10 protein-coding genes and 1 pseudogene are annotated in these 13,297 nt (G+C 47.0%); 5 read left to right on the top strand and 6 right to left on the bottom strand.

The features are described 5' to 3' along the window. Positions 1-2: 2 nt before the first annotated feature. Positions 3-935, bottom strand: a complete 933-nt coding sequence (locus tag HP567_RS16965; RefSeq protein ID WP_173609350.1) for an ABC transporter permease — start codon at positions 933-935, stop codon at positions 3-5. Between the two features lie 396 nt (positions 936-1,331). Here HP567_RS16965 and HP567_RS16960 point away from each other — a divergent pair, with 396 nt between their 5' ends. From HP567_RS16960 to HP567_RS16950, 3 genes are read left to right on the top strand one after another with little or no spacing between them, the layout of a single operon-like run. Beyond that, positions 1,332-2,642, top strand: a complete 1,311-nt coding sequence (locus HP567_RS16960) for a hypothetical protein (protein ID WP_173609351.1) — start codon at positions 1,332-1,334, stop codon at positions 2,640-2,642. Between the two features lie 56 nt (positions 2,643-2,698). Next, a complete protein-coding gene (locus HP567_RS16955) occupies positions 2,699-3,637 on the top strand; it encodes an alpha/beta hydrolase (RefSeq protein ID WP_173609352.1) in 939 nt (312 codons plus the stop codon). 47 nt (positions 3,638-3,684) lie between these two features. Continuing rightward, complete coding sequence (locus HP567_RS16950; protein WP_173609353.1) at positions 3,685-4,212, top strand: GNAT family N-acetyltransferase; 528 nt, start codon at positions 3,685-3,687, stop codon at positions 4,210-4,212. A 72-nt stretch (positions 4,213-4,284) separates the two neighbouring features. Here the strand turns inward: HP567_RS16950 and HP567_RS16945 are convergent, their stop codons facing one another. The 3 genes and pseudogenes from HP567_RS16945 to HP567_RS16935 all read right to left on the bottom strand — a co-directional run. After that, positions 4,285-5,172, bottom strand: coding sequence for a DMT family transporter (locus HP567_RS16945; RefSeq protein ID WP_173609354.1), 888 nt, complete (start codon positions 5,170-5,172; stop codon positions 4,285-4,287). A gap of 173 nt (positions 5,173-5,345) precedes the next feature. Beyond that, positions 5,346-7,415, bottom strand: coding sequence for an acyltransferase family protein (locus tag HP567_RS16940; RefSeq protein WP_173609355.1), 2,070 nt, complete (start codon positions 7,413-7,415; stop codon positions 5,346-5,348). Between the two features lie 657 nt (positions 7,416-8,072). Continuing rightward, positions 8,073-8,174 (bottom strand): annotated as a pseudogene (locus HP567_RS16935) (DUF1697 domain-containing protein); the annotation flags it as partial. Positions 8,175-8,782: 608 nt separating this feature from the next. Here HP567_RS16935 and HP567_RS16930 point away from each other — a divergent pair. Continuing rightward, entirely contained in the window at positions 8,783-10,399 is a 1,617-nt protein-coding gene (locus tag HP567_RS16930; RefSeq protein WP_173609356.1) for a multicopper oxidase family protein, read from the top strand. Positions 10,400-10,441: 42 nt separating this feature from the next. On the opposite strand, the gene HP567_RS16925 is transcribed toward HP567_RS16930, so the two are convergent. Next, positions 10,442-12,406: an ATP-dependent DNA helicase gene (locus HP567_RS16925; RefSeq protein ID WP_173609357.1), complete on the bottom strand. Its 1,965-nt coding sequence runs from the start codon at positions 12,404-12,406 to the stop codon at positions 10,442-10,444. A 167-nt stretch (positions 12,407-12,573) separates the two neighbouring features. Here HP567_RS16925 and HP567_RS16920 point away from each other — a divergent pair, with 167 nt between their 5' ends. Then, positions 12,574-12,933, top strand: a complete 360-nt coding sequence (locus HP567_RS16920) for a Lin0512 family protein (protein ID WP_173609358.1) — start codon at positions 12,574-12,576, stop codon at positions 12,931-12,933. Here the strand turns inward: HP567_RS16920 and HP567_RS16915 are convergent. Beyond that, positions 12,930-13,259 (bottom strand): MGMT family protein, encoded by a 330-nt coding sequence (locus tag HP567_RS16915; protein WP_173609359.1) that lies wholly within the window; start codon positions 13,257-13,259, stop codon positions 12,930-12,932. The genes HP567_RS16920 and HP567_RS16915 overlap by 4 nt on opposite strands. Between the last annotated feature and the right edge of the window lie 38 nt (positions 13,260-13,297).

Here is a 13,297-nt window from a genome sequence, read left to right as displayed (position 1 = left end):
GGCTACCTCCCCCTGCTCGATAGTTTGATTCGTGGATCGATGAACATATAGGCCAGATCAATCAAGAAGATAATGAGCACCAAGATGGCACTGTAGAATACTGTTGTTCCCAGAATAACGGGATAATCTCGATTGAAAATGCCATCGACGAAGTATTTGCCGATCCCTGGTACTGCAAAGATCTTTTCGACGACGAACGTTCCGGTTAACAGCCCCGCGATGAGAGGTCCCATAAACGTGACGATCGGCAAAATCGCGTTGCGGATTCCATGCTTGACCACTATCAGAAAAGTCGGAATTCCTTTTGCCTCAGCGGTCCGTATGTAATTCTGGTTCATCACGTCGATCATGCTCGTCCGCATATAGCGTGTAATGATCGCTAAAGGACCAAAAGCAAGTGCGAGTGAAGGCAGAACCGAATGTTTCCAACTGGTAAGCGTCGCTACTGGGAATAACGGCCATTTGATTGCCAAGTAATTAATGAGCAATGGCGCCATGATAAAGCTGGGTACAGCAATTCCTAATACCGCCATGACCATTGCCGCATAATCAATCCAGGTATTTCGGTTTAATGCCGCAATTGTTCCGAATAAAAGTCCGAAAAAAAGGGCAACCGCTATCGCCTGCAAACCGATCATTGCAGATGCTCCGAAGCCATCTTTGATCATATCATTGACACCGCGTGTCTCCGACTTAATAGAAGGTCCTAAATCGAGCATGACCAAACTTTTTAGATAAAGCAAATACTGCATCGGCAGCGGTTCATCCAAATTGTATTTGGCACGCAGATTCATCAAAATTTGCTCGGGCAACTGATCTGACTCCGACGCGAATGGATCACCAGGGATCATATGCATCAGGCTAAAGGTCAACGTTACAATAATCCACAAGGTGAGTACCATCATCAGAATTCTTTTAAGTAAATAACGTGACATCTTATAAGAGCCCCCTAGTCCAGACTTGCAAAAAGATTAAGAAAATTAAACGCACCCTCCTTTTGAAAAACCTTTAACGGAAATTGACCTAAAACATTCCTTAATTCAACAATATAGTGCCGTGATTATTTAATGTCAATTCTGATTTTTTTATTTTTTACATCGATTTATAAAGGAATTTGCTGAAAGTTGTCAAATATAAAACAATTAATACGGAAATTTTCCCTAAAACATCCCTATTTAAAATTTCGTGTTCGCTACATCTCGCATGCCCATCTGATGGGTTATATTTAATCTATATAAGAAAGACTGGCATACTAGAATGCCGAAAAAAGGATGGATCTCCTTCCTGACGAATTGTTTATCCCGTAGTTTAACTTTTTGGAGGACATTTTGATGATAAAAGTTGGCATAGTCGGTCCAAAAGATTCAGTAGATGCAATGGTAGCTGTCGGACGTGAGTTTTCCGATCAGATCCTGCTCACCTCCTTTATTTATCAAGGAGTGGAACAAGTACCAGCCTATGTAGCCGAAAATGATATGGAAACAGACATCTGGTTCTTCTCTGGAGTCGCTCCCTACTCGATGGCAAAAGCGCATATTGGCAAGAAAAAAGCCTTTTATCCCCAAGTCAATTCAAGTGTCCTGACCAAAGTATTGCTCGAATTGGTCTACCGCGATGGTTTGTCTTTGGATCGCGTGAGCTTTGATACCATTTCGGAAGCTCATTTTCGTGAGACTTTAGAGGAATTGGGCCTGCACTGTGAGAATCCATACCTAAAGCCATATAAAGAATTCAGAAAGAGATCTGAATTGGTAGCCTATCACACCCGCCTTATCCAGGAAGGCAAGGTAGACGCTTGTGTCACGGGAACGCTTTTTGTCACCGAAGAATTAAAGCGACTAGGAATCAGAGTGTATCGAATGGGCTTCACACGCTTCATATTCCGAGAGATTTTCAAGCGAATTCTGCAAGAGGGAGAAACGCTCCACTTCAAGCGCTCCCAAATTGCTGTTCAATTGATTGAGGTATCCGACATGGAAAAGCTCGTAAATGAACCTGCCAACGCGTACGAGCTGCGCCGCCTCGACTTGAAGCTCCAAGAGCTCGTCCTCGATTACACAGAGTCGATTTCCGGTAGCTTCGTCGCGGTCGGCAATTCCAAGTTCATTATTTTTTCCACCCGCGGATCGTATGAAGACAATCCGGATTTTCACCCCACGCTCCTTTTGGAAAAAATCAAGCTGCTCACCCATTCGCACGCAAATATGGGAATCGGCTTTGGTGTCACAGCATTGTCTGCAGAGCGCAATGCTCAGCTTGCACTCGGTCAGGCCAAAAACCATAAGGATGCCGTGATCCTCGTTGACCATGACGGTTCGATTGAAGGACCGCTGCGTCAGCCGAACAGCATCAGCTACGAATATTGGACACAGGACAAAGAAATCAGCGAAAATCTGAAAAAAGCCGGTGTCAGTATTACGACGTTTAACAAAATCATTTCCGTCCAAAAAGCGCTTGGGCAAAAATATATCAGCGCTTCGATGATCGCGGAATGGATGGGGATGACCCCTCGCAATGCGCGAAGAATCTTGAGTGACTTGGCAGAACACAACATTATCGAGCTCATTGGGGAAGAGACGCCAACAAACCGGGGGCGCCCACGGAAAATTTATCGGATACTCCCCTCCCCACAAACCATTTAATTGTTACTCCATGAGAAAGGCGGAAAATATCCAACGACCAAAAAGGAGGTTGTCATATGCCCGTTCATCCACAGATTCAACAAATTTTAGACGTCTTCAACCGCTCACGTCATGATGTCGATTTTAACCAATTGACCCCACAGATTATGCGAATGGCGACTGATCAAAATCGAGATTCAAGCGTGGAACGTGAACAGGTAAAAAAGGTAGAGAATCTATCGCTTCCCTTGGAAGGTCGTTCCATTCCGATCCGCATATACACACCAGAAGGTCACGCCCCCTTTCCTGCCCTCGTGTACTATCATGGAGGCGGATTTGTGATCGGCAATCTCGAAACGGTAGACTCGGTATGTCGCAACTTCGCAAATAACGCAAAATGCGTCGTCATTTCTATCGATTATCGGCTCGCTCCTGAACATCCTTTTCCGGCAGGGTTGGAAGATGCCTATGATTCTCTCCTATTTATTTCAGACCATGCCGATCAGTTTGGCATTGATCCGTCGCGGATAGCGGTAGGGGGAGATAGCGCCGGAGGTAATTTTGCCACAGTCGTGAATCTTATGGCTAAAGAACGGCAGGGCCCTCCTATCGTATTTCAATTATTAATCTATCCAGCCGTAGGAATAGTGGACACTGCTCCCTATCCATCCATGCAGGAAAATGCGAGTGGCTATTTGATGGATGTGGAATTGCTGAATTGGTTCCTCTCTCATTATCTGCCGCCAGCCGATCTCCAAAATCCATATCTTGATCCGATCAACGGAGCCGATCTCACTGGTCTGCCCCCCGCCATGGTGATTACAGCCGAATACGATCCTTTGCGAGATGGCGGAAAAACGTATGCAGACAAGCTACGCGATAGCGGTGTCGAGGTCGTCTATCGGAATGAACAAGGCTTGATCCATTCCTTTATCGGATTCCATACTACGATCAAGCAAGCGCAAGAATCATTGGATGAGATGTCGGCGCAATTACGGAAAGCTTTCAAAATGTAAGTTGTATTGGTTAAACAAAGCGTAAGCCTGCAAACGGGGTGAAATCATTGACTAGACATACAGACGACAAAGTGACCATTCGCTTCGCTCATATCGAGGATGCAGCGGCCATTTTATCTTTGCAGCGTGATGTGGTTGGTGAAGGGGAATTTTTTATTTCTGTTTCCGAAGAGTTCAACAAAACCATGGAACAGCAGCTTGAGTGGATCCAAAACATTATTGACAATGACAGGGAAACCATGTTGGTAGCGGAAATAAACGGTGAATTGGCTGGCATGATCGTGCTCGTATCTCCGGCTCGCAAGCGTTTGTCTCATACAGGTTCGATCACGATGATGATCCAGAAAGCTCACAGAAATAAGGGCATCGGCAAGGTTTTATTGATGGAGTTGTTAGCTTGGGCAAAGCAGCATCCGCTCATTGAAAAAGTGAGCTTAGGGGTGTTCTCCAACAATCTGAGAGCGATTGCTTTATACAAAAGCCTTGGCTTTGTGGAAGAAGGACGAAAAGTAAAAGAATTCAAGCTGGCTGAGAATGAATACGCAGATGATGTCCTGATGTACAAATTCGTATAGCGTCCATTCGTTTTCCTTCCATGCAAAAAAAGGACCTTCCCATCAGGTCCTTTTCTTATGAGCAAGTAAGCCCTATACCGATTTCGATGGCTGAACAGATTGTTTCTTTTGAACACTGGCAACAATCACACCCACGACGATCAACAAGGAGCCCCCCACTTGAATCGACGTCACCTGCGAACCAAGCAGTAAAAACCCGACCAGCATCGCTACAAAAGGCTGCAAGTTAAGAAAAATAGCTGCTTTGCCCGTCCCTACCACTTTTAATTGCTGATTCCAGACGATTCCACATATTCCTTGCATGAGGATCGCAGTCAAAATGAGCATCGCCCATGCCCATGCTTCGTGGCTGATCTGCGCCCCTGGCTCGATCGTCAACAGCGCCGCAGGAGTCAAAAACAAAGTCCCAACCGTCGTCGAGTACACGGTGGCAATAAACGGCTGGATGGTTTGTGTCAGTTTGCGAATGATGATCATGGAAGAAGAGAATGTGACCATGGCAATCACAATGAGTAAGACTCCCTTGGAAATGGATAATCCTGCTCCAACACCGACTACAAAGAATGTTCCCAGGAGAGCTAAGCCGGAGCCAACCTTCATGCGCAGGGTAAACTGCTCCTTCAAAAACAAAGACGCAAGCACTGCAGTGACGATCGGCGACAAGGAAAGAATCAACGCTGCCGTTGTCGCGTCTGTCGTCAATAGCCCGTTGAAATACGCCGTTTGATTTGCCAGCGTCCCGATCAAGCCAAGCAATACAAGAAGTCCTAGCTCACGAGCGGTGATTTTTACGAATTTTTTGGTCAGCCACGCGTAAATGATCAGAAACATAGATGTGAAAAGCAAGCGTACATCTGCCAAAAACAGCGGAGGAAACTCTTTGACCAGCATGCTTCCGAAAACAAAATTACTTCCCCACAGCGTTACACAAAAAAGCAACAGCAAGTACGACCGAATCATGATTGTTCCTTCTTTCACCCGATGCATTATTCTTCCGTTAGCTATCGTACAGGAGAGTGCGAAAAAAGTCCATGAGCTGATCTGCTATTGTTTGAAGGAAATTATGTTTGGTTGTAGGCACTGTCACATACAAAAGACCAGCGAACGAGTTAGTTCACTGGTCTTCCCTTGCTTTATTGTACCATTTCTTCCATAGGGGTCTCCTCAGTTGCTTCCAGAGCCCCTTCCATCTGCCCGGCCTCTTCGACTGCCGACTCTTTCGCTTTCTCTTCCTCTTTCACTTCCGGCTTCTTCTCCGGCTCCGTCGGTGCGATTGCACTCGCCACGAGTGCCGCGTATTTTTGTGAGCCTTCCTTATTCGGGTGAACACCGTCTTTGTAAAAGTAAGAGCTTTGCCCTTCACTTGCCGTATACCAATCCACAAGAACGACATGTGGTTGGGCTGCAGCCGTTTCCGCCAGCATCTTATTCACGACGCTTTCCCATGGTTTAGGTACGCGAGCATTGACGAGAATGATCTGCTCTACGCCATCCAGTGATTGCAGCAGCTTGTCGAGCTGCCCTTTACTAAATGCGCCGTTCGAGCCTAATTCAATCACGACGCGATTTCCCAATTGGCCTTTTGCCTTGAGCTGCGCAATTACGTCAGGAGCTTGCGCCATTTGCCTTCCGATTTTGGCATCCACGACGAGCCCTGGCAGTAGTTTCTCCAGGTAAGGAGCCACATCGAGCATGACAGAGTCACCAATCACAGTGATCCCTTTACCAGAGCCTATCGCTTTGATCGGTTCCTGTTTTTGGTCAGGCTGTTTGGAAGCATTCGAATCTTTCTGCTTCTCCACAGGCTTCTGCTTTTGTCCGTTGTTATTTAGCTTCTGTTCGTTTTTCGGTTTTGTCGGGGGAGTTGCCGGTTTTTGAACCGTTTCCGGCTTCTTCTCTACGATTGGCACCTCAGGACCATGAGGCTTGTCGGGGACCTTTGTCTCGGTGACAGTTTGAGTTGGCTGTGTCACATTTCCAGCGGTCGCATCTGACGTGAGTGAAGCAATCCCATAATACGTGACACAAAGAGCAATCGCGCAACCGGTTGCCAATACACGGTTTAAACGTTTGGTTTTCTGACCCGCCTTATTGGAGCGCTGCCAGATTCTGCCTAACGCACCGTAACGAATAGGCTCCTCGAGATATTTAAATGACACCGATGCCAGCAAAATGCTTGCGAGGAGCTGCAAAACCGCTCCAGGTACCGCCATCCACTCTCTGTCCGCTAGGAACGGATTCGTCCAAACGATCACAGGGTAATGCCACAAATAAATCCCGTAAGATCGAACGCCGATCCAACGCAATGGCTTGCAGCCCATCCATTTCGCCAAGCTGCTTGCCGGATGTGCGAGTACGGCGACCAGCACGGCACTGACGACAGACAGAAGGACGAGCCCGCCCTCGTACAAATAATCATCATATTGATTCGTGTTCCAAATGCTGTACAAAAGAATCCCTAAGCTCATAAGACCGCTTAGATCGAGCGTAATTCGCGCTTTTTGTGAAATGTTCGTCGTTAGCAAGCGACTCGGCCACATCATGGCGAGTGCGGCACCGATCAATAACCCGAATACCCGTGTGTCCGTTCCGTAATATACACGACTCGGATCAAGACCTGGCTCATACAAAACGGCCATGGAAATGGCGGATATTGCAGCCAGCACCAAAGTAATAATCATGATTGGCCCCCTGCGCTTCAGGAAGCGGAGTCCCAGAGCGAGTACCAGCGGCCAAATGACATAAAACTGTTCTTCTACTGCCAATGACCACAGATGGCCTAATGGTGAAGGCGGACCGAATTTTTCAAAATAAGATACGTCATGAAAGACCAGCCACCAGTTACTTACGTACAGAACAGCTGCCCCTACATCTCCGCGGATGGTTTTCAACTGGTCTGGCGAAAAGATGGCTACGCCTGCCATCACCACAAACAGCATGAGGAAAAGCGCTGGCAGCAATCTTCTGGCACGGCGCAACCAAAAGTCTTTCATGTCGAGTCTGCCATTACGATTCCATTCTGCAATTAATAAATCTGTAATTAAGTATCCCGATAAAACGAAGAAAATCCCGACACCCAGCAATCCCCCGGGGGCCCAGTCGTAATTCAAGTGATAAATAATGACTGCGAGTACCGCCAGCGCACGAAGCCCGTCGATCCCAGCCATGTATCGACTGCTGGAGCCTTTGATCGGTTCAGGCATGCTGGTGGCCTCCTGTCGTTGCATGTTGGCGAGTGATTAATTCGTTCTGATTATTGATTCTTTTCGTACCCATCGTCCTTTTCATATTTTTATGGTGATTCTTCGTGCTCGCCATGCAAAACATTTTGCATTCTCCCCTTTTACCTTCCGTTCTGTTATTGTCCTTTGTTGTTGGGGGCAGTCATTACACATCGGGAATTGCGTGCTCTATGAATGCAAAAACCCCTGTTTTTTAGAATCGTGCGAAAACGGGGGTTGATCTCGTTCATTATCTTTATGGAAAATGAATTCTCCCATCATCGTTGCCCGTATTCAGGATGTGATGAACTACTCACTATCTCGTTGTTTTTGGTTCGCTTACTCCCTTATATATGCATCACACCTTCCTTATAGTGGATCGTCTCACAAGGAAATTACCCGGTCCTTGTCTTACGTGAGTCTCTTGCTGAATAGTTGTTTGTAACCTGATTATATGACGGTTTCGGGGGATAACTCGTTACAAACTGTTTACATTCTGACCATGTTTTTTCCCGGTCAAAACGCGGAACAAAAAAGAAGCTGCTGGTATACTTTCCCCCATCAGCTTCACGATTGTAGATCATCGCAGACCACCACTGTCAGATGCAAAATGCAACGTGTTTACTTGTCACAAAAGTTTTACGGATCAACAGCCTGCATCCGTTCGTAAATTTTGCGAGTTGTATTGACATTCCTGATTGTCATTTGTTGATAAACCTTTGAGCCAATAAGTTTCAGCATGATGTAAGGCAGAATCCAAAAACGAGTATGTATAGCGTCTTCCAATCCGTGAGGAATCATTGCTTGTGAATCGGCATCCCCCGAAGGAAAGCGACATCAACCACGGTTGTTCCCCTATCACTACCATTTTCGCCAATTGAAACAGGAAATACAAGACAAAAATAAAATCCCCATCGATTACCAGCACCGACGAGGATTTTCGCTTGATTATTCCAATTTAAATATGATGAGTAAACAAATAATTTAAGAAAAAACCACCGCTGACAACCGCAATCACCATGCATACAATGCCACTTTTCACCCGTTCGGAAAGCAATCGCATAAACCCAAGACAGAAAAAGACTCCTGTGACCAAAAAATAAGCGACTCCAACCCAAAAAACGTTCCAAGGCAAGCTCGCAAAATCTACGTTACCCAAACGTGAACACCATCCCTGTCCGATTCTACTGATTACTCGTATGTACGATACTCCATTATAGCATTTGTTCACGCTTACTTTCCCATTTTTGCAAAATGCGTAACAGAAGTGTCATACATCCTACCTTCATGTTTTCTACACAATCGTTTGGTACGCTTTTTCCAACAGCGCAAAGGAGGAAAAGGAACACATGAACAAACGGAAAATACGCCGATGGGCTTATCCCCTGGTTCTAGGTGGCGTTTTGCTGTTATCCGCATGCTCGACTGCCACTGACAATACCACGATGGATCATAATGGACACAACATGAATTCTTCACCCGAAACATCCGCACAAGCTCAACCACAACAGATGTCCTCATCCAGTGACTCGTCTATGGAGGTGCTTACAGGCAATACGTTTACCCTCACGGCAAAAGAAAACATGCTCCACCTCGATGACAAGACCATGAAAACCGCATGGACGTACAATGGAACCGTTCCAGGTCCACAGCTTCGTGTCAAACAAGGGGAAACCATCAGCGTGACGTTGAAAAACGAATTGCCCGAGCCCGTCACCATTCACTGGCATGGCTTACCCGTCCCGAATAACATGGATGGAATCCCTGGCGTGACCCAAAATGCCGTAAGACCAAACGAAAGCTTCACCTACAAATTCAAGGTGGACGTTGCCGGGACATACTGGTACCACTCGCATCAAAACAGCGCCAAGCAGGTAGACAAAGGCTTGTACGGTTCACTTGTGGTGGAACCGGCTACGCCAGAGCCAGCTGATAAGGATTTTACCCTCGTTCTGGATGAATGGATGCAGGACGATAGCATGGCGGAAATGCACGGAAGTGGCATGAGCCACGGCACGAGTTCCCCTTCTTCCGATAGCTCTTCCTCTGGTGGTCACAACATGACCGGTATGGAGATGCCCATGAGTGACGCTGAGATGATGCCGTTGATGTATACGATTTTTTCCGTGAACGGAAAAACAGGCCCAGCAATCCAGCCGCTACCTGTTAAAGAAGGTGAGAAGGTCAGAATCCGCCTGATCAATGCCGGATACTTGAACCACAAGCTGAACCTGCAAGGTCATGAATTTAAAATCGTAGCAACGGACGGGCAACCTATCAATAATCCGCCCCTCGTAGGAGGCCAGCTCCTCAATATCGGACCAGGAGAACGATATGATCTCGAATTTGTCGCAAACAATCCGGGCAAATGGTTACTAGAGGAGCGCAGCACAAATCCAGGCGCCAAGTCCCTTGTCGTACCCATCGTCTACGAAGGCTCGGAAACAAAAGCAGCCAAATCAGAAGCTGGCGACATGCCGACGATAGACATCACCAAATACGGCGAAGCAGCAAAAAGCAGCTTTATGCTGGAGCAGAAGTATGACATTACGTATCAAATGGATCTAAACACGGAAACGGCAAATGGAAAAATGGCCTTTACCATCAATGGTAAAACGTTCCCGAATGTCCCTCCTCTCAACGTCAAAAAAGGAAATCTGGTCAAAGTCACGCTGGTGAACAAGTCCCCAAAAGATATCCACCCGATGCATTTGCACGGACATTTCTTCCAAGTATTAAGCAAAAACGGACAGCCTATCACAGGCTCACCTCTGGTCAAAGATACGCTGAACATTTTGCCGGGTGAATCATATGTAGTCGCCTTCGAAGCTGACAATCCAGGAGATTGGATGTTCCACTGCCACGATCTGGGCCATGCTGCGCAAGGAATGGTATCCGAAGTAAAATATGAAGGCTTCAAGCCAGATTTCGTCGTCGACCCTACTGTCGGCAACATGCCGGAATAGCCACAGAAAAAGCAGGAGCCTTCATGGCTTCCTGCTTTTTCTTTACGCCAATACACCGTCCAAAGACGTTTTCCACTCTACCCCACTCGGAAATACATCCTGCACTTGCTGTCTCAGCTTGTCATCTTGGCTCAATTGCGGACTCAAGATCGATACCAGACCGCTATCTTCTCTTGAACGGATCAAACGCCCGATGCCTTGACGCAGTCTCAGCAGCATGTAAGGCAAATCTACCTCGTCGAAAGGATTCGCTGCACTTTTTCGTTTTGCTGTAAACACCGGATCATTCGGCGGGAATGGCAGTGACCAAATGATCACATTGGACAGCGAAGGCCCCGGAACGTCTAGCCCTTCCCACAGGCTCACCGCACAGAGGCTGCTTTTCTCGTCGTTTTGGAACTGAGAGATCAGATGGCTGATTTCCGCATCTCCTTCAAACAAGAATCGCAGATCCGTACAGGCAGGCTCGTTTTTGATGGCAGCCTTGAATTGCTGTAATTCCTCCATGGAGGAAAATAACAACAGCGCACTACCTGCTGATTTTTGCAGTAATTGGGTAGCCTGTCTCATTTTTTCCGCAAATGAATCGGTCACGGAAAGTGTCGGTACGTATACTTCCATTTGTTTGTCGTACTCATATGGAGAAGCCACCGAGAAAGACAGGTATTGATCAATGCCCAAGCTGTCCGCCACATACTTGAACGATCCGTCAACAGATAGAGTCGCCGACGAAAAGACAATTGGCATCTTTTGTGAGAAGACGCGCTCTTCCAGTACTTCCTGCACCTTTTTTGGCATGACGACCAAGGTTGGCCCCGTAATCTCTTCACTCATCCAGGAAATGACGTGATCCGGGTCCTGGAAAAGTCCTAGTGCCAACTGCATCATTTCCAAATGCTCCTCGACAATTCGCAGCTGGAACTCGTCCAACGTATACAAACCGCCCTCTAGCGCCAGCTCTTCTTCAATCCAACTGACGAGACTCGTAAAGCGGTGGATGGTTGCAATGAGTTCCTGATGAAAATGGATTTCTTTTCGGTTGGAGCCCATCACAGCCTTGCTCTCTTCGTTCAATCGCGAGAACATCTCCTCACTCTGGGCAATGGCTTCCTCAATGGCAATGGCGAGCTCTTCCCTGATCTCTCCCTTCAACACACGCGTAATCGTTTCTTCGAAGACGGAGTGATTCAGCTTGTACGTCAATGCTTTTTGGGCAGCAGGCTCCAACAGATGACCTTCATCAAAAATGACCGAGCTATGCGGCGGCAGCAACGGTAGCTGACCTCCGCGCTTGCGGATCTCATAAGTCCACACATGCTCCATATAAAAGTCATGAGAGCAAATGATCAAATCTGCTGACTGTCGATAATGATTTCTGGAAAGGGTCTGCCCACAACGGTGCTGTCTGTCGCACACAAAGCAATCCTGAAAAGTATCCCAGTTCATCTGCGCCCATTCTTGATCATCCAGTTCAGGATATGTGCTGCGATCCCCATACGGATAAAAGGACTGCAAGGCTTCATGTGTATGAACAAATGAAGGCAGCTCTTGATAAATATGCTGGAAAGCTTCGCCTGTCTCAGGCTGGAATCTCGCCTCATCCAGCTTGCGCAAACAGACATATTGGTCCGGAGATTTTCCGAGTCTCGCGTCAATCGTCAGGTTGAGATGGCGAGCCAGTTTCGCAATATCGCCTTCCGGTTTTACGAGCTGCTCAATCAGAGACTCATTCGCACAGGCAATGATAGCGGGCTTTCTGGTATACCGTGCATAGCAGATGGCGTACAGCAAGTAAGCCATTGTTTTTCCCGTGCCTACTCCCGCCTCTGCAAAAATCGTTTGCTTTTCTATAAAAGCCCGTTCAAGCTGAAAGGCCATGTAGATTTGCTCATCACGCACCTCGAATCCAGCCTCAGGCAATACTTCATAAAAAACGTCCGCTACCCAATCACTCACCTGCGAGATGAACGGCTGGGACGGATCGTAGGCAAAAGGATAACGTTCCAATTGTGACCTGCCTCCAATAATGAAAAGAATCGTCAAGCATAGATGCTAACATGTTATGATGACATGTCTTGACGATAAACACAATACAGATAAGAGAAAAAACCATTCCTTTTCGTGGTAAGATAAAGATGGTAGAAAAGTAGAATGAAATAGGAGTGAACAAGCCAATGGAAAAAGTAATGTTTATTGAAATAGGAATGGGCATCGACATGCATGGACAAAACGTCACCAAAGCCGCAGTCCGTGCTGTTCAAAATGCCATCCATCATAATTCGATGCCTGGACTGCGCTCTGTCCTGCCAGGAAACGATATCCATAACATGAAAGTAAATGTGAGACTGGCCGTTCCTGCTGACAAGGACGAGCTCGACCTGGAAACGGTTCGTAAAGCACTGCCTTACGGGGAAGTTTCCTTCGAAATCGTCGATGGCGGCATGCTGACGAGCAGTGGGGTCGTGATCGCTGAAAAAGAGGACAAAAACGACCTTGCCTATATCGTCATCGCTTCGGTAGAGGTCGGATACTAGAATACCGGCTCATCCACTACCTGTGGGTGAAACTGATAACGCTCCAACGCTATTTCTCCTGCTGCTGACACGACTACCCCTTCGCTTTCCAAGGCCATTTTTTGTAGCGTGAACGAATCCAAATCTTGCAATCCGATCTTTCCTTGGGCGTTGATGACCCGATGCCAAGGAAGCTTGTGCTTTTTGGACAAGGAATGAAGGATGCGAACGATTTGTCTGGCAGCTCTCGGACTTCCGGCCAACGCAGCAATTTGCCCGTACGTCATGACATGGCCCGTTGGAATCCCGGCAATAATTTTTAGTGCGCGCTGCGTAAATTCGGTCATGATGACTACTCCTTCTTGCTTGATCAAATCAAAAGGCT

Source organism: Brevibacillus sp. M2.1A (assembly GCF_013284355.2).
Taxonomy (GTDB): domain Bacteria; phylum Bacillota; class Bacilli; order Brevibacillales; family Brevibacillaceae; genus Brevibacillus.
Note: the sequence above shows the minus strand (reverse complement) of the source record. Positions and strands in the feature narration are given on the sequence as shown.

Excerpts from the sequence above, each read along its gene's own strand:
- HP567_RS16920 (WP_173609358.1), top strand. The coding sequence starts at position 12,574 with ATGGAAAAAGTAATGTTTATTGAAATAGGAATGGGCATCGACATGCAT.
- HP567_RS16915 (WP_173609359.1), bottom strand. The coding sequence starts at position 13,259 with ATGACCGAATTTACGCAGCGCGCACTAAAAATTATTGCCGGGATTCCA.
- HP567_RS16945 (WP_173609354.1), bottom strand. The coding sequence starts at position 5,172 with ATGATTCGGTCGTACTTGCTGTTGCTTTTTTGTGTAACGCTGTGGGGA.
- HP567_RS16960 (WP_173609351.1), top strand. The coding sequence starts at position 1,332 with ATGATAAAAGTTGGCATAGTCGGTCCAAAAGATTCAGTAGATGCAATG.
- HP567_RS16930 (WP_173609356.1), top strand. The coding sequence starts at position 8,783 with ATGAACAAACGGAAAATACGCCGATGGGCTTATCCCCTGGTTCTAGGT.
- HP567_RS16940 (WP_173609355.1), bottom strand. The coding sequence starts at position 7,415 with ATGCCTGAACCGATCAAAGGCTCCAGCAGTCGATACATGGCTGGGATC.
- HP567_RS16955 (WP_173609352.1), top strand. The coding sequence starts at position 2,699 with ATGCCCGTTCATCCACAGATTCAACAAATTTTAGACGTCTTCAACCGC.
- HP567_RS16965 (WP_173609350.1), bottom strand. The coding sequence starts at position 935 with ATGTCACGTTATTTACTTAAAAGAATTCTGATGATGGTACTCACCTTG.